The organism is Pseudomonas sp. Pc102 (genome assembly GCF_018408275.1).
Taxonomy (GTDB): domain Bacteria; phylum Pseudomonadota; class Gammaproteobacteria; order Pseudomonadales; family Pseudomonadaceae; genus Metapseudomonas; species Metapseudomonas tohonis.
The window spans coordinates 2,263,978-2,280,751 of sequence record NZ_AP021905.1 but is presented as its reverse complement, the minus strand read 5'-3'; the positions used below and the strand labels follow the sequence as shown (position 1 = coordinate 2,280,751).

Below are 16,774 nucleotides of genomic sequence, written 5' to 3'. Positions count from 1 at the left end.
CGTCAGCCCTCCTTCGGAGCCGGGCAGACCCAGCCTTCAGCGGTGAGCACGGGGGCCTTGAGGGTCTTGGGGTCGATGGCCTGGGCGGCGGGCTGCTTGGGCTTTTCCGCGACGGCAGGCTCTTCGGCAACCATCGGCAGGCCACCACTCAGCAGGCGGGCTACCTCGGCTGCGACCTCGTCCTTGGTGCCGGTGAACGCACCGACTTGGGCGCCATGCACATCGACAACGAGCCACTTGCCGCCGCCCTTGTGCCTGGCGGCGTACTGGGGCGCGGTTTCTTGGGCGACGTTCTCGCCGGGGGTCTGGGTGTCGAGGTTCTCGGGGGCGGGCATCTGGCTTCTCCGGTGCGATGGCTGCAACGGAGGCCAGAGTCATGCCTGTTGGTGGTCGGTTTCCCGACTATTTCAGGCTCTTGCCCTGAATGCGGAGACCTCGATCTCAGTCATTGGCAGTAGGTCCCGGCGATACCCAGTGGAGGAGGACCAGAAAGCAATCAGCCGCTCGCCGGTCGCGTGTGACGGCTCAGCCCCCTGCTTCCACCCGATCACCGTGGCCTTGCCGACCCCGGCCACGTCCGCGACGGCCTGGGCGCAGTACCCGCACCGCCTCAGGTCTGCGATAACCCGGAACCAGTCCACCCGCATTGCGACGGCTGCCCCCATAGCTCACCCCCCAAACGTGCGCGCGCGCGAAGATTCGACCTTGAGCGCCCTACTCCTCGCCCTGAAATCCGCCTTGATCGCCTTCAGGTCCTCGATGGTCCAGCGACGTGGCTCGTGAGGGCCTTCCAGCCAATCGACCAGCTCCTGCCCAATGCGCTTGACCAGGTTGATCCGGTATTCCACGTGGTTGCCCGAGTTGTCCCGGTTGCACTGCTTGCACTGGCGATGGCAGTTGAGTGGTTCGAACCGGAGTTCGATGCAGGCGCCTACGGAGCGGTAGTGGCCGGCATCCCATGAACCGCCTACGACCTGAGCACGCACCTCGCCGTCATTGCGGCCGCAGCTGATGCAGGGCTTGCCCTCATCGCGAATGCGGATGAACTCGTTGAAAGCCTGCTGAGCCTCGCGCATGTAGTCGCCACGGCGCTTCAGTCGCTCCCGGGCTGTGCGGATCTCCCGGCGCTCGATCTTGTCCAGTGCCTTGCGTTCGCGCTCCTGCTTGGCCTTGACGAGCCCCAGCCCGCAGGCAGGGCTGCACACGATCTGCATTGACCGGGCGGGCGTGAACTGCTGCCGGCAGTGGCGGCACTTCTTAGGTCGCGACTTGGCCTGCATCACGCGGCCTCCTGCATCACCGGCCAGCCCTGCTCGGCGGCCCACTGTTCGATTCGGGTCATGTAGTCCGTGAACTCCTGAACGGTCAGGGTCGTGGTGCTAATGCCGTGGAGCTCTACCTCACCACTGGGCAGGCGGGTCTCTTCGCAGCCGATGAACCAGCGGCGGAACTGCTCGTGCCAGACCTGATCGTCGTACTGCTTGCCGTCGACCCAGGCGATGGCGGACAACTCGCGCAGGAGGGCCCAATACCGCTTGTTCTGGTCGATGGAACGCTTGGACTTGAGGGGGCGCAGGACGATTTCGTAGCCGGTGCCCTCGTTGCGCATGAGTGACTGGGCCAGGTCGTAGGCGGCGCGGAAGGCAGTCTTCAGGCCAATGGCGCCTTGGATGCGGAATACGCGGTCAGCCATGGTCGCTCTCCTCGCCGAGTGAGTGGAGGAGACAGAAGAGCCAATTCATCAGCAGGGGGATGGCGGTAAAGACACAGGCAGCGGTGAATCTTTCCACCGCATCAGTCACGCCATGGAAAATCATGGACACCCCATAGCCTGCGGTCAGGAGCGTGAAGGTGCCAAGCCGAGTCTTGCCCATTCTGGATAGCCAAGCCTTGTCAGCCATGGCGCACCTCCGGCTTCAGCCCCATACCGCACAGCACGAAGATGGCCAGGGCGAGGAAGGGATTGCCCACCGCTGCCAGTGCCAGGCAAACAGCTATCAGGAGGAAGGTCAGGAGAACGCGCGCCAGGTTGGCGCGGACACGGCGGGGCATCATTTGGCGGCACCTCTCGCTTGGGATTGCTCTGCCGACGCGACAAGGCGCATGTGCTCGGCAAGACGTGATTCGAAGTCGGCCCGACGGGTAGCGGTTTCAGCCGATCGGAGCTCTTCCTTGCGACCCTTTGCGGCCAGGACTCCCTTGCGGATCTCTGCCAGCTTCGATCGCACTGCGGGAGTGGCTGCGACTTTCGGGGCATCGGACGAGAGCAGTCCGGCAATGGCGGCGCCGTCCTGTGTGACTGGCGCGTCAAGGATCTGCTCGAGGAACAACTGGGCCTTCTCAGCCGGCAGGCGCTTCAGCTGCACCGCCGAGCGAATCGCCACGTCTCGGCGTTGAGGATCGAATCCAAGCGAAACCAGCCACGTGACCGGCGAGCCATCAGCCCTCGCCTCCTCGAGATACCGGTCGTACGCCGACAGGAACGCCATGCGGGCACCGACCTTGTCGCCGATGTCCAGCACAGGCCGTGCTGCAGCCAGAGCCAGCTGAATCTCGGGCGTCATCACCACGGTGTCCGACTCGTCCTGGCTGCTCAGGGCGATGGACCACGCCTCATCTCGACTGGGGCGCCCGTCACGCGCAGCGATCCGGGTAATCACGTCCGACAGGGCAAAGCGCCCCTTCAGCGTTCGGCGGCACTCGGCGAGGGCCAGACACACGGCGTCGAAGTCATGGCCTGCCAGGTCGTTGGCCATCATCGCCGCGGCTGCCGGGGTGATCTGGGTACCCAGTGAGTCGGCAGTTGCGCAGATGGTCGCCACCAGCTTCGGAAGTTGCGATTGGTCGATCATGCGAACCGTCCTTGCTGGCGGAGGATCTCCAGCGCTTCGTCGGCGGTGCTGCGGTTGGATTGCGAGAGGTCGATCTGCTGGGCCCTGGTGGCGGTCATCTGGCGTCCGGTGGCCCACTGCGTGCGGATCGCCTCGGCTCGGCTCAGCAACAGGCCGAACTCATGCATGCCCCGGGTGTAGAACTGGTCGTTCAGGGTCAGGTAGTACGCGGCCACGGAAGGGGCTTCCGCCCTGGGTATGCGGGCAACCAACTGCTTGACCTGGCCGTTGACCTTGGCGTTGCGCAGCGGCTCGACCCCGTACTTCCCGTGGTAGGCATCGGCGTAGGCGTTCCACACCGCCCGGCAGGCTTCCTGGCATTCGGTGTCGACGGGTTTGCGAGGCTTGCGGCGGTGCTCGTGGTCAGCCAGGTCGACCACGGCCGGCGAGCTCGGCTCGGCGGAGAGTCCCGAATCCGGGATCAGAGAATCAGGAATCAGAAGATCAGAGCGAAGTGCTTCCTCCCTTGGTTGAAAGTCCTGTTCACCTTGGTTGGAATCGCTTTGAACAGGCTCTATCTCGGGCTTCTCAGATGGAGTAAGACCTTGCTCCATCGGCGGGATGTCGCTGGCTGTCTCGTTGTTGTGCGGGCGCTGGTGCTTGGTGAAGTTGTGCACCTGGATGAAGCGCTTGCCATCGACGGCGTACCGGATGATGAATCCGGCTGACTGCAGGTTGTCCAGCATGTCGTCGACATGGGCATCGTCGTAGGGGAAGGCCTCGGCTTTGATCCGCTTCGGACGGTCCTCAAGCCTCCCCTCGCGGTCAGCCAGCATCCACAGGTAAATGAACAGCAAGCGCTCCATCGGCTGGAGCTCTGCCAGGTCTTCGTTGGCCATGATGGCCGGCTTGATGTTGCGTGCTCGTGCCATATCAATCCCATCCCAGCGGCCCGGGCCGCTTCTTCTCTGCCTTCAACCCCAGTTCTGCCAGGGTCTCAATCGATCTGAGGTATTCGGCGCTCACCAGCACTGCAGAGTCCGGGACGAGCTGCAGGCCAAGGTGCGCAATGACCTTGCACCAGCGCTCGACTTCGCCTTCCTTCCACCGGCTCACGGTCGACTCGCTCACGCCGATTGCGTCCGCGACGGTTTTCTGGCCGACGGAAACAAGGCGCTGCAAGAACACCGATTCGAACTCCCGTGCCCTTGCGTCCATGTCAGGGCTTAATTGGCTGGCTCCCATGGTTAGGCAGCCTTCTGGCCGGCCTTCAGCTTGTTCTTGCTGATGACCTGCAGCTGGTATTGCCGGGCCTCGGGGATGGAGTCACCCCACTGAGTTACGGCACTCGGATGGATGCCGAGGGCGTCGGCGATCTTCTTTTTCGAGCCGAAATGGCTGATGGCTTCGGTGATGTTCATTGCGCGTCCTCTCGTGGCAATGAACAGATTTCAGCACACTGAAATTAACCGCGCAACAGGTCACTTAACTTTTAACCTACTTAAATTCAGGTGGCTTAACCTGTTTCCATGAACATGAACGAAAGGATCGCAAGGGCTATCGCCCTGAGCGGAAAGCAAAAGATCGAGATTGCTGCACTGTGTAACGTAAAGCCTTCCTCGATCAGCCAATGGATTGGCGGAGAAATCAAGACACTCAAGGCGGAGAGCGTTTTCGCGCTAGCAAAGGCGACTGGCTTCCGGGCTGAGTGGATTGCCCTAGGCACCGGACCTGAAAGAGATGAGGAGGTCGAGGGCGCGCTGAGCGCCGACGACTACGCCATCATCCCGCAGTACACGGCCAAGGGCTCTTCCGGTCGCGGCTATCTCAATGACCACGTAGAGGTCAAGGGCGGGCTCGCCTTCAAAAAGGACTGGCTGCGCCGCATTGGCTTGAAAGATGCGAATCTCGCCGTGCTCTACAACAGCGGCGACAGCAACTGGCCTACGCTGTCAGATGGTGACGTGCTGCTGATCGACGAAGCGCAGAGGTCGCCAGGCAGCGGCAGGATGTATGCTCTTCTGACGGCGGACGGCGAGGTCATCATCAAGCGCCTGATCCGCGACATCACAGGCGGCTGGCTGATTCGCTCGGACAACCAAGACAAGACCAGGTATCCGGACCAGCCTGTTACCGATGAGGGCCTGCGCTCGGTCGAGGTGATTGGGCGCGTTGTGTGGAGGGGTGGCGGAATTGACTGATCGCATTTCAGCCCTTGAGCTTGAGGCGTTGCGTAATGAGCTTGATGCAGAAGATAAGCGCCTTACAGATCTTATCGAGCGCGCCTATGGCGGTAAGGGGCGTCGAGATGCATTCACATACCTGGCGATGATTGCCATGGTTGTCGGTGGCGTCGGCGTAGCAGGCGTCTTGTATGAGGGGCTCAGCTACTACCTTGCAGGGATGATTGCAGTTGGCGCATGCGGCATCGCATACCTTCAGAAGACTGAGAAGGACGTTAGCTACTACAGAGCAGAGGTGGATCGCCTTAGGCCCGCTGTAGAGCTCATGAGGGAAGAGCTCAAGAAGGCTCAGCGCGCCTCAGAGGATTGACCAAAATCTGAACCATAAGCCCGCCTCGGCGGGCTTTTTCTTGCCTGCCAATTTCAGTCCACTGAAAAATATTCTTTCAGTGCGCTTGACTTCAAATTTCAGTGAACTTAAATTTACCCCAACGCCGCCGGAAACGACGGCCCAGGCGAAAGCCACCGCTCTTTAACAACTCGCAGAGATCCACAGGTGCCGGACGGCGTTTGAATCCTGTGGACGACACCGCAAGACGCAATGCGTCCGCCACCGGTAATCGGCGCGGAGGTTTGCGGGGAACGATCACTGAAGCGCCTGCCAACGCGGGCGCTTTGGGATGTACCCCAACCAGAAAGAAGAGGATTCACCATGTTCGGACTGAAAAAACTGCTCGGCAAACACACTGGCAACGCCCAGGCCGAGATGAAGAAGGTAGTAAACCGCGACCTGATGCAGGCCATCGTCGGTGGCGGCCTCCTGATCGCAGCTGCAGACGGCGAAATCGAGCCGGCAGAGGTCAGCAAGCTGGACGAGCTGATCCGCGCCAATCCCAACCTAGCCCACTTCGGCAGCGAGATCACCGACACCATAAACCGCTTCACCGCCCAGCTGAATGCCAACTTCCAAGTCGGCCGCCTGGCCATCAAGCGAGAGCTGGCCGACGTGAAGAACGTCCAGGCCGATGCCGAGGAGGCCTTCGTGAACATGATCGCTATCGCGCAGAGCGACGGCGAGCTCGAGGGCTCCGAGCTGACGGTTCTGAAGGAGATCGGCCTGCACTTCGGCCTGCGCCCGCAGGACTACGGCATCGAGGTCTGACGCCATGAAGTGGCGAAAGATCGCTTTCTTGATCTTCGTCGCCTTCGCTCTGCTGTGGCTGGTAGCCAGGGCTTTTTCCTGGGGCGCTTGCTCCTGGTATGGCTACCAGACAGGTCGAGACACGCGCTATGCAGCCTTCATCGGCTGCATGGTGAAGGTGGACGAGAGATGGGTTCCGCGCAGCGAGCTGCGCATAGTTCAGTGAGGGTTAGGCAATGGCAAGTTCGAGTAACAGTAGCGGAGGCATCGGGGTATTGGGCCTCTTGGGAGTGTCCTTCGTGATCCTGAAGCTCTGCGGAGTCATCAACTGGAGCTGGTGGTGGGTGACGGCGCCCTTCTGGGGTGGCCTGGCGGTGGTTCTGGCCATCGGCGGCCTGATCCTTCTGGTTATGGGCATCGCGAAGCTTCTGGAACGGCTCTGACGGGCATCACTTCTGCACCTTGGCGACAGGGTGCAGCGGGATGCAGAGAGGATGCATGGGTGGGTGATCTGACGCGACCACGAGCCGGCGCCGGCAAGGTGGTCAGTGAAGGGCAACGCTGTTTCTCGGTCCCGTAACGCGCTAGACGCAGCACAGGAGACGCAGCAGATCACCCAACCCATGCAGCCACACCACAGCCCGATAGGGCAGAACGGAGGAAGGACATGAGCAGCTTTGAAATTGGAAAAGCTTACAAGCCTGCAAATGCTGATGAGTTTTTCCCGGAAAACAGTGCACTTGTGATGATTGGCCGTTCATTTGTTTGTCACCACATAGACCCGCAAGGAGATTGCTGGTCGATGGACGTAACTTACAAAGGGAATGCCTGTATGGACGGACAGGGCTGGTGCGTAGCGAGCCCAGGCGATTTGGAAGAAGGTCGAGTGATTGCCGCCTAACCCGCCGCCCTGCCGGTAGCAGGGCAATAGGAGAGTGAGATGAATGAAGATCGATCCGTGAAGTTCCCGATTGAGGCCGAGATGAAGGTCGTCATCACCGACGGAGAGGGCGCCTTTGGCGTGGCTACCATCGGGCTCGGCTTCGGCAGCTTCCCTACCGAGCAAGAGGTTCAGGAGCGCATCCAGCGCTTTGAGCGCGAAGAGCTCGCCCAGCTGCAAGGCTACCGACTGGCAACTGCCCCCGAGCTGTGGGACTACGCCTGCCTTGAAAGGACTGGCCAGAAATTCGCAACACCGGCGGCGTACCGAGATTTCGCCCCGCTCGACTGACTTCCCCGCCAAGGACGGCACCCTTCAATGGGGGTGAATGCGCTGCACGAGCGGCGCTGCTGGACCCGTACTGACGGGTCGACACTCTGAGATAAGCACAGGGCATCCCCACCCTTTGAACTAAGGCAATTTTTGCACTAGTTGACGATCCCTCCACTTCGCCCCTCGCAGGAGGGGCTTTCTTTTCCGCCCACACCCAAATGCCCCTGCCGCCAGGCCATCCCAACGGATCAGCCGGCCTGCTGCTGTGCGGGGGCATCTGAGTGTCGGCGAACGACAGGAGAACGAGATGAGCAGCACGACCAAGAACGCGCAGTACACCCTCAAGATTAAGGCTGATTCCGGATATCGCTCTGAAGAGTCTGGGCGCACCGACGCTGAATGCTATCGCGTGGCGCTGGCTGCTCTTGCTGGCGAGCTCGGGACTGATCGCAACCTGATTGCGTCGGCGCCCGATCTGCTTGAGGCGCTTCAGGCAGTTGTAAAGCAGTGGGACTACATCTACCCGGACCTGAAATGGCACGACCAAGAGTACTTGGAAGATGTCGAGTTCCGGGAGATGCAGGCAGCTCGCGCCGCCATCGCCAAGGCAAGGGGTTAATCATGAACACCAAGCGCCTGATCGAGGCCCTGGAGCCGTTCGCCACCGAGTGCGACGCATGGGCTGATAGCAACCCTGAGTCGATGGAGATATGGACCGGCACGGGTCCCGAAGATGTCAGCAAGTCCGCCTTGGCCCTGCATGACCTGCGCGAACTGCGCCACATCTACTACCAGCTGATCCGCGAGCAGGAGCATGCAGCATGACCTGGGCAGAGAACAAGGCGGTCGAGATGATCGCCAGCGAAATCCGCGAGCAGAGCACCGGACGATACCCCGATCACCAGTTCGGCGAGGGCCTGATCCAGATGGCCTACGCGCTCAGTCTGATCACCACCGAACAGCTGGACGACTTCACCGCAACGCTCCGGGCCGCCGTCAAGAACCGCCGGCAGGAGCTGCGCGAAGAGCACAACGATGGACTGAAGAGGGCTGCAGCATGAACGCTTACCACGAGGCAGTTGCCGCAATTTACGACGCCTGCGAGTTTGCTGCGGCGCCTATTAGCCTTGCGGCAGCACTGGAAGAAATGAGCGCGCGAGGTGAACGCGTCGCGCTCGACCCCGACTTACTGATCGCACTGTTCGAAGTGCATTTAGAAGCCATCGCTTGCCCTGCTACATCCTCTTCAGCTTGGACCGGCGACGGCCTGCCTCCGGTGGGGACGGTGTGTGAGGTGTTCAACCCTGAACTACATCGATCCGAATGGGAAAAATGCACTGTCCTGTTTGTCGGTAAGCATCGAATTGTTTACGACTCAGAGAGTTGCAGCGAGCGATTCGGGTACGTCGACGACTTGGAGTTCCGCCCCATCCTCACCGCTGAGCAGATCGCGCAGAAGCAGCTGGATGAAGCGCTGCAAGACATCGAGCAGCTGTACGACTCTGGCGGTCCTGCGGCGGTCTACGACGCCGGCTACCGCAAGCAGGAGGCCGTATGAGCATCCGCGCACCGAAAGACTACTTCGACTTCGTGATCGGCCGCATTGCATGGGCTGGTGGCTCCTATTGGCGATACATCCCGTTCAAGGATGGTTCCCGCTGGATACGCATCGGCCTCGGGTGCTACTGGAGGACTTCACCATGACCTTCCCCACCATAACCGCCGCCATCGAATGGCTGGCAGAACACGGAATCACTACCCAGGGCGACATGGCGCGGGCTGGGTTGAGGCTGAGGGAGGTTGGCAAATGAATGGCTGGATCGATTGCCGGGAACGGCTGCCAGAGCCCGAGGTTGATGTTGAGGTCTGGCTTGTGAAGAACCTCAGCAAACAAGGCGTTGCCACTGCCGGCAGATTCGCAGACTTCAACAACAGCGACGAGCCGGATGGATTGGTTTGGATGGGCTGGGAGAACGAAGAGCCTTTCCGTAGCGATTGGCAGGTTACCCACTGGCGCCCGTTGCTTAGGCCGCATCGTCCAACTTGGCTTATACCCAGTGCTGAGGAATGACCCATGACCCGCTACCAACGAGCCCGCCGCGTCGTCATCTGGCGCAGCTTCCTAGCCGGCATGTGCCTCTACACCGGCCTGCTCATCGTCATTTCCCTTGGCGGCGAGATCACTGCCGAGCAGCCAGTCCCGCCGATGATCGCCGGCCACATCACCGCTGAGGCGCCGGTATCGCAGCGGTAACGAGTTATGGGGATGAAGCTCAAGAGAGCCGCAAGAGATCCTGATGGATTGAGTGAATAGGTCCGTTGCTCGTACGGCGGCGGTAAATGGACTCTGCAGAGTACCTATCCCGGGTTGCGCCGGGCATCCCCACCCTACCCCACCCCTTCACATGCGCCCCGCGTAGGGATGCGCAGGAGATAGTCATGCAGCCCGGTTATTACCGTGACCTCAGCAATGGGGCGTACCACGGCGGAGAAGGCGTGTCTAAATCGCAGCTTGATCTGATCGCCAAGGCACCTGCTCTGTTCCAGTGGAACAAGGCAGCCCCTGAAGACCCAGAGAAAGCCAGCGCATTGGACTTCGGAGACGCCACTCACGCGTTCTTGCTTGAGCCTGAAAGGTTCCACCAGGAATACGCAGTTGGCCCCGTGTGTGACAGACGCACTACCGCCGGCAAAGCTGCCTGGGCGGAGTTCGAAGCGCAGCTTGGCGGAAGGACCTCCTTGGAAGCAGAGCAAGGACGCCAACTCCTGCTGATCCGCGAAAGCGTAATGGCCCATCCGCATGCGCGCTGGCTGATCGAGACCGCCGGGGATGTTGAGGCAAGCATCTACTGGAAGGATGAGCGCGAAGGGGTTTTGTGTCGTTGCCGGCCAGACAAAACCGTTCCAGCGCTTGGCTGGCTACTCGACCTGAAAACCACGGCAGACATGGCCCGCTTCGTTCGCTACTTCCATGACTACCGATACCACGTGCAGGACAGCTTCTACAGCGACGGTTACGCCGCGCACTTCGGAGAGCCGCCAGCAGCGTTCGTGTTCTTGGTGGTCAGCACAAGCATTGACTGCGGCAAGTACCCGGTCCGGCTTTTCACCATGGATTCCGAAGCCAAAAGTGCCGGGCGATCCGAATACCGGCGCGACCTTTCAACGTATGCCGACTGTCTGCGCCACAACGAGTGGCCAGCCATTGAGACGCTATCTCTGCCCTACTGGGCAAAGGAAAGAATATGACCGATATCAACCCGTTTGCGCCGCGCGGCATGGCGGAGCACGTCAATCAGGGCACGGTAAACATCGAGCAAAGCCGGGCAGTCACTGAAGCCCAAGGCAAGCTGATCCTGGCCAAGAAATTCCCACGTGACGAGGCGCTGGCATACAGCAAGATCATGAGTTCGTGCAGCCGCCCCAGCCTGGCTGCATCTGGCGAGTATGCCTATCCGAGAGGCGGCCAGACCGTATCTGGACCATCCATCCGCCTGGCCGAAGAGCTTGCGCGTTGCTGGGGGAACATTGAGTACGGCATCCGGGAGCTGAGCCGCCAGCAAGGCAACAGCGAAATGGAGGCCTATGCCTGGGACCTTGAGACGAACACCTACTCGTCGCAGAAGTTCACGGTTCGCCACCTTCGCGACAAGAAGGGAGGCGCCCAGGTTCTTACCGAAGAGCGCGACATCTACGAGCTGACAGCCAACATGGGCGGGCGACGCCTTCGCTCGCGCCTGCTGGCAATCCTCCCGCCTGATCTCGTGGAGGCCGCTGTCAACCAGTGCCGCAAGACTCTGGCTGGTGATACTAGCCTGCCGCTGGCGGACCGTGTGCGCGCGCTGGTCGATGCCTTTTCTCAGCAAGGCGTCACCGAAAAACACCTCCGCGCCTACCTCAACAAAAGCCTGGACGAGATCCTACCCGAGGAGATCGCGACCCTTCGCGGCGTTTACAACAGCATCAAGAACGGGCAGGCGGCGGTGGGTGACTTCTTCTCCATCAAGTCCACTGACGGCGAGTCCGCAGACCTCAATCGCGCACTGAGCGCAGCAAGCCAGGAGACACAGGCATGAGAGGCGTCAACAAAGTAATCCTCGTCGGCAACTGTGGTGGCGATCCCGAAGTCCGCTACATGCCCAACGGCAACGCCGTGACCAACGTCACCCTGGCCACCAGCGAAAGCTGGAAGGACAAGCAGACCGGCCAGCAACAGGAGCGTACCGAATGGCACCGCGTGGTGTTCTTCGGCCGCCTCGCCGAGATCGCCGGCGAGTACCTGCGCAAGGGCTCGCAAGTCTATGTCGAAGGCACCCTGCGCACCCGCGAATGGGAGAAGGACGGCGTCAAGCGCTACACCACCGAGATCGTCGTCGACATCAACGGCCAGATGCAGCTGCTCGGCGGTAAGCCGCAGGGCGACCAACAGGTGCCGCAACGGCAGGCATCGCGCCAGCCTCAGCAGCAGGTGCCGCAGAAAGAGCCGGACTACTCAGACTTCGACTCGGAAATCCCATTCTGACCCAAGGGGCCTAATCAGCCCCTCCCACCCCATCCATCCGCACCAGCGGAATGGAGTAGGACGACCTGGAGAAAGCATGACAAAACCTGTGGCCGTGCTGTTCGCTCGTGCGGACAGCATCTACAAGACGCTGCCCGGATGCGACGTGTACGACATCGACAGGGATGCCAGGACCTGGTGTGGCGGATCTCCAGTGGTGGCGCATCCGCCATGCCGGACGTGGGGAAGACTGCGGCAGTTCGCCAAAGGACGCCCCGACGAGAAGGCACTCGGACCTTGGGCAGTAGAGCAAGTCCGCATGTGGGGGGGCGTGCTGGAGCACCCGGCAGAAAGCTCGCTGTTCAACCACTGCCGTCTCCCTCACCCCAACGAGTTCCCGGACGAGTACGGCGGCTGGACAATCGAGATTGAGCAGTTCCACTGGGGCCACAGGGCCGAGAAAGCGACATGGCTCTACATCGTAGGTTGCCAGCCCAGTGACCTGCCGCCGATGCCCCGACGCCCTGGAAGACCAACCCACTGCGTGAGGCCGACCAAGAGCTACCCGCGCCTCCCGTCGATCACCAAGGCCGAGCGCGAACACACTCCAGCCGCCCTGGCTGAATGGCTCGTTGAGCTGGCGCGCCGCACTTCCGTAGAACACCGCCTCACAGCCTAACCCACCCCATCCCCACCTACTCTGCGCACTGCGCTGGAGGGAAGAAACGTGTCCGACATTCAGCGCAAAGAGCGCCCGATCATTTTCTCTGGCAGCTCGGTCCGATCCATCCTGGCCGACCTGAAGTGGGCTACCCGGCGAGTGGTGAAGGGCATCGACCCTGATCGTCTTGGCGAGACGATGACGCGCGCGCAGTGGCAGCAGGTGAACCGTGAAATGCCGGAGGCCTTCGGGGCCACCGACTTCTGCCCCTACGGCCAACCCGGAGACCGGCTGTGGGTGCGGGAAAGCTGGTGGCAGGCTGGAGACTGGCAGGCCACTTACCCGGAAGACGACACCGGTGCCTGGTTCGGCAGCAAGCGGATTGTCTATTCAGCCGACGGCACCCCGCCGAACGAGCCCAACCGTCACTACCCGACCGGGTTGCGCAACGGAGCTTACTCCGCAGCAGAACCGAACAAGATCTGGCGCCACCGCCCCAGCATCCACATGCCCCGCTGGGCCTCCCGCATCCTGCTGGAGATCACCGACGTGCGCGTGGAGCGCCTACAGGACATCAGCGATGAGCAGGCCCTGGCCGAGGGCGTCGACCAGACCAACACCTCAATCCCTGGCTACGCCCGCCAGCGCTTCCAAGACCTTTGGGGGGCCATCAACGGCGCCGGCAGCTGGGACGCCAACCCCTGGGTATGGGCGATTAGCTTTCGGAGGATTCAGCCATGACCGGCCTCTCCGAATCCGCCGTGCAGCGGCGCATTGATGCCCAGGCCTGCACGCATCCCCTCGCCCACTCCATCGCCCTGCTGAAGCGCGCCAACCGCTACGTAGGCACGCACTCGTCCATCGGCGCCATGGAGTTGAGCGTCCTGATTACCGAATTCATCGCCGACTATGAGCGGCAGGAGAAGAAATCGTGAGCAATGGAAAAGACGAAGCCTTCGAGAAGGCCTATGCGTCCGTCGTAGAGAACGGCTGGACGAACGTGAAGCACATGGCCCGGCAAGTCTGGGACATGGCCAGTGCCACCCCTCCCGCCGCGCAGGTGCAGGGGGAGCAGCAAGCCGGCGACCTGGAAGCGGTCGCGTTGGAACACGTTAAGGACGCCTACTACGAGCGCGAGTCGATCACCGAAGCAGTCGCGGCAATCGTCGCCCAGCACGAGCGCATCGTGGCCGCGCGGTCCTGTCCCTGCCAGACCGACACCGCCCGCGAGACCCGCCGCAAGGACGCCGCCGAGGCCGTGGAGCTGCAGCGCATCCTGTTCGAACAGCACCAGGGGTGTCGCCCACTCGACGCCGGTCTGATGGGCTGGGCTGCGGCCGCGCTCTCCGCCCCGCCTGCTGCTGAAGAAACGGCACATCAAATCCGCCTTCTGGCCACTGCGCTAGGCGAATGTATCGAAGCAGCGGGGATTACTACTCCCGGTGCCGCCATGAGCGGCCCTCAGCTTCTTATGTTTGCAGACGATCTAAAGCAGATGCTCGCTGCACCGCCTGCTGCTGGGGTGCCGGAGGGCTACAGATGGTATCTGGTCCCTAAGGAGGACACCGAAGCCTTCAACGCCGCGTGCTCTGCTGCGAATGACGCCTACCTGGGCGGAGTCGGCCCCTGCGGCGTCTTCATTGCCGGATACCGCGCCATGCTCGCCGCCGCCCCCACCCCGCCTGCATCCGAACAGCAGCAGGCTGTCTTCGCTATCCCGGACATGGATGAGCACCTGCTCCAAATATTGGGCCGCCCCAACTTCCGATGCAGCCATATCGCGCAGGTTCTGCGGCTCGGCGGTACCGAGATCAATCGGAAGTCCGAGAACGAACAGGCTGCGGTGATTCACTGGATGCTGACCCTATACCTAGCCCATGGGGCCGCATGGTGGGAAGTCGCGGCCGAAGAGATCAAACGCATCCAGTCCGAGCAACCGGCAGCGCCGAGCCAAGGGGAATCCGAATGAGCGAGCACTATGTTCAGGACGCCGGAAGCAGCGCTGTAGGCCCAGTCGGTTCGGTTGTCGTTTGCTGTCACGACTCTCCCAACTGTTCGCGCTGTGGCGGAACCGGGAGGCGCAGGATCTGCGACAAGACCGTCTGCCATGAGTACGGATGCTATGACGGCACCTGCTCGGAGCCCACCCCGCCCCAGGAGAACGACCTGTGAAGACGCACTTCTACCCGTGGGGCTTTCCGGATGATGCCGAAATTGCCCCTTGCGGAACCTGGCTCGGCTGGACCAGCAACCTAAGCGGCGAATGGGCACGAGTCGATTGCGCTCGGTGCCAGAAGCAGAAGGCCAAGCTCACCGCAGCGCACGCCGAAGAAGAGGCCGCCATCGTCGCGCAGATGGGCGACATGGCGGACTTCATGCGCAACCAGCCCCAGGAGAACGACCGATGAGCGATGTGAACAAGGTAGAACTGCGGAAACTGGCACTGCAATGGATTGCCGCATCGGACAAGTACATCAAGACCGATGACGACGACGATTTCCTTGCATTCAATGCGATCGACGATATCTGGCAAGAAGAGACAAGCGGCGAATTGGTGCTGTCCCTCCTCGACGAGAGCGACTCCCTGCAGGCCGAACGCGACCAGCTCCGCGCCGAGCTCGCCGCGATCAGGGGGCAGGAGCCTTTCGGATTCGTCAGCGAAATAGGCATGGAGCGTGTCAAGACTGGTCGAAGTGGAGCTATAGCTAAGAGCACGACTGGCAGGCGTTGCATTCCGCTCTACGCCCTCCCACCCCAGCAGCCCGACGCGGTAAGCGTGCCGAGGGAGTGGATTGACGCCGTGCGGTTCGCGGAAGCCATGCTGACAAACCTTCAGCCTCACATCGTGCAGGCTTGCTACCCGGGTCGCGCGCGTTTCCTAGACAACTACGTCGATCCAGTACTCGACAAGTTCCGCGCGCTCCTCTCCACCCGCCAGGCTGAGGAGGGGGAGTGATGGATGATCCGAGTGAAGACGGCTACTGGTGCGTCGTTTGTGGCCGCTTTCTCCCCGCAGATGAAGATGGCGTGATCGTTCACGACAGCATTCCGCACCCGGCTCTGATGGATTTCACCGAAGACCAGAACCCGCAGTAACCCCCCCTACCCCACCACAGCCTGCCGGATACCGGCGGGGAGGTATTTCTATGTCAGCAGCACCGCATATCGACAGATTCCTGCGCATCGATGACGTGATGGACATCACTGGCCTCGGTCGCGCCACGGTCTACCGCCGAATGAGCGACGGGACGTTCCCGAAACAGGTTAGAATCGGCACCAACTCCGTGGCCTGGCGGCAATCGGACATCGTCGAATGGATGGCCAATCCGACCGCCAGCAGCGACCAATCAGTACACTGATCAGTACATCACATAGGGCACGGATGCCTTCCCCCGCTTCACCTCTGCACTTCAGGCTATCCCATGGAACTGTTCAAGGAATTCATCTTCGAGGCGGCTCACCGCCTCCCCCATGTCCCCGCCGGCCACAAGTGCGGGCGACTGCACGGCCACTCCTTCCGCGTCGCCATCTACATCGAAGGCGAAGTCGATCCCTATACCGGCTGGATACGCGATTTCTCGGAGATCAAGGCGATCTTCAAGCCGCTCTATGAGCAGCTCGATCACAACTACCTGAACGACATCCCTGGGCTGGAGAACCCCACCAGCGAAGTGCTCGCCAAGTGGATCTGGCAACAGCTCAAGCCGCTGCTTCCGGAGCTCTCCCGGGTGCGCATCCATGAGACCTGCACCAGTGGGTGCGAGTATCGCGGCGACTGATTCTTCTGCTGCATAAATGCAAAAGGCCACCCTAGGGTGGCCTTTTTGTTGCGCGCAGTTCCTGTCGATCACACTGCCTGTATAGCCCGGACTTCTTTCCGTGGGCTGTTCCAAGGTTAACCATGAGGGTCCATCGAAATAGCAGCCCTAAGATCTGCCTGGCGGCGCAAGTCGCCCCTACAGTCGCCCCGGCGAGCCGTTGCCGCTGCACCTGGCTGGATCAAGGGTTGTTCCAAGCCAGCGCCGCAGACACCTCACATCGCCCGGCGGATTTTCTCAGGCGCAAAGTCAAACCCCCGACCTTCTTGCGAAGATCGGGGGTTTGGTATAGGTGCTTGACGATGACCTACTCTCACATGGAGAAACTCCACACTACCATCGGCGATGCATCGTTTCACTACTGAGTTCGGGATGGGATCAGGTGGTTCCAACGCTCTATGGTCGTCAAGCAATTCGGTTGGGGTA

At 61.3% G+C, this 16,774-nt stretch carries 34 protein-coding genes and 1 rRNA gene; 25 read left to right on the top strand and 10 right to left on the bottom strand.

Features of this window, described 5'->3' with window-relative positions; translation table 11 throughout:
- Window positions 1-2 precede the first annotated feature (2 nt).
- From PHLH3_RS10605 to PHLH3_RS10565, 9 genes are all read right to left on the bottom strand, one after another.
- Window positions 3-335 (bottom strand): hypothetical protein, encoded by a 333-nt coding sequence (locus PHLH3_RS10605; protein ID WP_213629162.1) that lies wholly within the window; start codon window positions 333-335, stop codon window positions 3-5.
- A gap of 333 nt (window positions 336-668) precedes the next feature.
- Window positions 669-1,280 (bottom strand): recombination protein NinG, encoded by a 612-nt coding sequence (locus tag PHLH3_RS10600; protein ID WP_213629161.1) that lies wholly within the window; start codon window positions 1,278-1,280, stop codon window positions 669-671.
- Window positions 1,280-1,693 carry a recombination protein NinB gene (locus PHLH3_RS10595; protein WP_213629160.1) on the bottom strand — a complete coding sequence of 138 codons (414 nt, stop codon included), beginning with the start codon at window positions 1,691-1,693 and terminating at the stop codon, window positions 1,280-1,282. Before PHLH3_RS10595 ends, PHLH3_RS10600 begins: the two co-directional genes overlap by 1 nt.
- Window positions 1,686-1,901, bottom strand: a complete 216-nt coding sequence (locus PHLH3_RS10590; protein ID WP_213629159.1) for a hypothetical protein — start codon at window positions 1,899-1,901, stop codon at window positions 1,686-1,688. The genes PHLH3_RS10595 and PHLH3_RS10590 overlap by 8 nt, the downstream gene beginning before the upstream one ends.
- Window positions 1,894-2,055 (bottom strand): hypothetical protein, encoded by a 162-nt coding sequence (locus tag PHLH3_RS10585; protein ID WP_213629158.1) that lies wholly within the window; start codon window positions 2,053-2,055, stop codon window positions 1,894-1,896. The genes PHLH3_RS10590 and PHLH3_RS10585 overlap by 8 nt, the downstream gene beginning before the upstream one ends.
- Window positions 2,052-2,852, bottom strand: coding sequence for a hypothetical protein (locus tag PHLH3_RS10580; RefSeq protein WP_213629157.1), 801 nt, complete (start codon window positions 2,850-2,852; stop codon window positions 2,052-2,054). Before PHLH3_RS10580 ends, PHLH3_RS10585 begins: the two co-directional genes overlap by 4 nt.
- Complete coding sequence (locus tag PHLH3_RS30335) at window positions 2,849-3,730, bottom strand: hypothetical protein (RefSeq protein ID WP_348529843.1); 882 nt, start codon at window positions 3,728-3,730, stop codon at window positions 2,849-2,851. The genes PHLH3_RS10580 and PHLH3_RS30335 overlap by 4 nt, the downstream gene beginning before the upstream one ends.
- Before the next feature lie 34 nt (window positions 3,731-3,764).
- Window positions 3,765-4,076, bottom strand: a complete 312-nt coding sequence (locus PHLH3_RS10570) for a CII family transcriptional regulator (RefSeq protein ID WP_213629156.1) — start codon at window positions 4,074-4,076, stop codon at window positions 3,765-3,767.
- Between the two features lie 2 nt (window positions 4,077-4,078).
- Window positions 4,079-4,252, bottom strand: coding sequence for a Cro/CI family transcriptional regulator (locus PHLH3_RS10565; protein WP_213629155.1), 174 nt, complete (start codon window positions 4,250-4,252; stop codon window positions 4,079-4,081).
- 108 nt (window positions 4,253-4,360) lie between these two features.
- Here PHLH3_RS10565 and PHLH3_RS10560 point away from each other — a divergent pair, with 108 nt between their 5' ends.
- From PHLH3_RS10560 to queD, 25 genes are all read left to right on the top strand, one after another.
- Window positions 4,361-5,032 carry a LexA family transcriptional regulator gene (locus tag PHLH3_RS10560; RefSeq protein WP_213629154.1) on the top strand — a complete coding sequence of 224 codons (672 nt, stop codon included), beginning with the start codon at window positions 4,361-4,363 and terminating at the stop codon, window positions 5,030-5,032.
- The gene (locus tag PHLH3_RS10555) at window positions 5,025-5,384 is read left to right on the top strand and encodes a hypothetical protein (RefSeq protein ID WP_213629153.1); all 360 of its coding nucleotides are present in this window, start codon (window positions 5,025-5,027) and stop codon (window positions 5,382-5,384) included. The genes PHLH3_RS10560 and PHLH3_RS10555 overlap by 8 nt, the downstream gene beginning before the upstream one ends.
- Window positions 5,385-5,726: 342 nt before the next feature.
- Complete coding sequence (locus PHLH3_RS10550) at window positions 5,727-6,176, top strand: TerB family tellurite resistance protein (protein WP_213629152.1); 450 nt, start codon at window positions 5,727-5,729, stop codon at window positions 6,174-6,176.
- Window positions 6,177-6,180: 4 nt separating this feature from the next.
- Entirely contained in the window at window positions 6,181-6,381 is a 201-nt protein-coding gene (locus tag PHLH3_RS10545; protein WP_213629151.1) for a hypothetical protein, read from the top strand.
- A gap of 73 nt (window positions 6,382-6,454) precedes the next feature.
- Window positions 6,455-6,598 (top strand): hypothetical protein, encoded by a 144-nt coding sequence (locus tag PHLH3_RS10540; protein WP_213629150.1) that lies wholly within the window; start codon window positions 6,455-6,457, stop codon window positions 6,596-6,598.
- A 224-nt stretch (window positions 6,599-6,822) separates the two neighbouring features.
- A complete protein-coding gene (locus tag PHLH3_RS10535) occupies window positions 6,823-7,056 on the top strand; it encodes a hypothetical protein (RefSeq protein WP_213629149.1) in 234 nt (77 codons plus the stop codon).
- A gap of 39 nt (window positions 7,057-7,095) precedes the next feature.
- Window positions 7,096-7,386 carry a hypothetical protein gene (locus PHLH3_RS10530; protein WP_244863010.1) on the top strand — a complete coding sequence of 97 codons (291 nt, stop codon included), beginning with the start codon at window positions 7,096-7,098 and terminating at the stop codon, window positions 7,384-7,386.
- 289 nt (window positions 7,387-7,675) lie between these two features.
- Window positions 7,676-7,987, top strand: coding sequence for a hypothetical protein (locus tag PHLH3_RS10525; RefSeq protein ID WP_213629148.1), 312 nt, complete (start codon window positions 7,676-7,678; stop codon window positions 7,985-7,987).
- Window positions 7,988-7,989: 2 nt separating this feature from the next.
- A complete protein-coding gene (locus PHLH3_RS10520) occupies window positions 7,990-8,193 on the top strand; it encodes a hypothetical protein (protein WP_213629147.1) in 204 nt (67 codons plus the stop codon).
- The gene (locus PHLH3_RS10515) at window positions 8,190-8,429 is read left to right on the top strand and encodes a hypothetical protein (RefSeq protein WP_213629146.1); all 240 of its coding nucleotides are present in this window, start codon (window positions 8,190-8,192) and stop codon (window positions 8,427-8,429) included. Before PHLH3_RS10520 ends, PHLH3_RS10515 begins: the two co-directional genes overlap by 4 nt.
- Entirely contained in the window at window positions 8,426-8,926 is a 501-nt protein-coding gene (locus PHLH3_RS10510) for a hypothetical protein (RefSeq protein ID WP_213629145.1), read from the top strand. The genes PHLH3_RS10515 and PHLH3_RS10510 overlap by 4 nt, the downstream gene beginning before the upstream one ends.
- Window positions 8,927-9,175: 249 nt before the next feature.
- Window positions 9,176-9,439: a DUF551 domain-containing protein gene (locus tag PHLH3_RS10505; protein ID WP_213629144.1), complete on the top strand. Its 264-nt coding sequence runs from the start codon at window positions 9,176-9,178 to the stop codon at window positions 9,437-9,439.
- Window positions 9,440-9,442: 3 nt separating this feature from the next.
- Window positions 9,443-9,622 (top strand): hypothetical protein, encoded by a 180-nt coding sequence (locus PHLH3_RS10500; RefSeq protein WP_213629143.1) that lies wholly within the window; start codon window positions 9,443-9,445, stop codon window positions 9,620-9,622.
- 185 nt (window positions 9,623-9,807) lie between these two features.
- Window positions 9,808-10,617, top strand: a complete 810-nt coding sequence (locus PHLH3_RS10495) for a PD-(D/E)XK nuclease-like domain-containing protein (protein ID WP_213629142.1) — start codon at window positions 9,808-9,810, stop codon at window positions 10,615-10,617.
- Window positions 10,614-11,444, top strand: a complete 831-nt coding sequence (locus PHLH3_RS10490; protein ID WP_213629141.1) for a hypothetical protein — start codon at window positions 10,614-10,616, stop codon at window positions 11,442-11,444. The genes PHLH3_RS10495 and PHLH3_RS10490 overlap by 4 nt, the downstream gene beginning before the upstream one ends.
- Complete coding sequence (locus tag PHLH3_RS10485) at window positions 11,441-11,890, top strand: single-stranded DNA-binding protein (protein WP_213629140.1); 450 nt, start codon at window positions 11,441-11,443, stop codon at window positions 11,888-11,890. The genes PHLH3_RS10490 and PHLH3_RS10485 overlap by 4 nt, the downstream gene beginning before the upstream one ends.
- A gap of 76 nt (window positions 11,891-11,966) precedes the next feature.
- On the top strand, window positions 11,967-12,548 hold the full coding sequence (locus PHLH3_RS10480; RefSeq protein WP_213629139.1) for a hypothetical protein: 582 nt from the start codon (window positions 11,967-11,969) through the stop codon (window positions 12,546-12,548).
- A 48-nt stretch (window positions 12,549-12,596) separates the two neighbouring features.
- Window positions 12,597-13,271, top strand: coding sequence for a hypothetical protein (locus PHLH3_RS10475; RefSeq protein ID WP_213629138.1), 675 nt, complete (start codon window positions 12,597-12,599; stop codon window positions 13,269-13,271).
- Window positions 13,268-13,465: a hypothetical protein gene (locus PHLH3_RS10470; RefSeq protein ID WP_213629137.1), complete on the top strand. Its 198-nt coding sequence runs from the start codon at window positions 13,268-13,270 to the stop codon at window positions 13,463-13,465. The genes PHLH3_RS10475 and PHLH3_RS10470 overlap by 4 nt, the downstream gene beginning before the upstream one ends.
- Window positions 13,462-14,499: a hypothetical protein gene (locus tag PHLH3_RS10465; RefSeq protein WP_213629136.1), complete on the top strand. Its 1,038-nt coding sequence runs from the start codon at window positions 13,462-13,464 to the stop codon at window positions 14,497-14,499. The genes PHLH3_RS10470 and PHLH3_RS10465 overlap by 4 nt, the downstream gene beginning before the upstream one ends.
- A 199-nt stretch (window positions 14,500-14,698) precedes the next feature.
- A complete protein-coding gene (locus PHLH3_RS10460; protein ID WP_213629135.1) occupies window positions 14,699-14,938 on the top strand; it encodes a hypothetical protein in 240 nt (79 codons plus the stop codon).
- On the top strand, window positions 14,935-15,486 hold the full coding sequence (locus tag PHLH3_RS10455; protein WP_213629134.1) for a hypothetical protein: 552 nt from the start codon (window positions 14,935-14,937) through the stop codon (window positions 15,484-15,486). Before PHLH3_RS10460 ends, PHLH3_RS10455 begins: the two co-directional genes overlap by 4 nt.
- Window positions 15,486-15,626, top strand: a complete 141-nt coding sequence (locus PHLH3_RS10450) for a hypothetical protein (RefSeq protein ID WP_213629133.1) — start codon at window positions 15,486-15,488, stop codon at window positions 15,624-15,626. The genes PHLH3_RS10455 and PHLH3_RS10450 overlap by 1 nt, the downstream gene beginning before the upstream one ends.
- Window positions 15,627-15,676: 50 nt before the next feature.
- Window positions 15,677-15,889, top strand: coding sequence for an AlpA family transcriptional regulator (locus PHLH3_RS10445; RefSeq protein WP_213629132.1), 213 nt, complete (start codon window positions 15,677-15,679; stop codon window positions 15,887-15,889).
- Between the two features lie 63 nt (window positions 15,890-15,952).
- Window positions 15,953-16,309, top strand: a complete 357-nt coding sequence (queD, locus tag PHLH3_RS10440; RefSeq protein ID WP_043247051.1) for a 6-carboxytetrahydropterin synthase QueD — start codon at window positions 15,953-15,955, stop codon at window positions 16,307-16,309.
- A 333-nt stretch (window positions 16,310-16,642) separates the two neighbouring features.
- Here queD and rrf read toward each other — a convergent pair.
- Window positions 16,643-16,758, bottom strand: a 5S ribosomal RNA gene (rrf, locus tag PHLH3_RS10435).
- Between the last annotated feature and the right edge of the window lie 16 nt (window positions 16,759-16,774).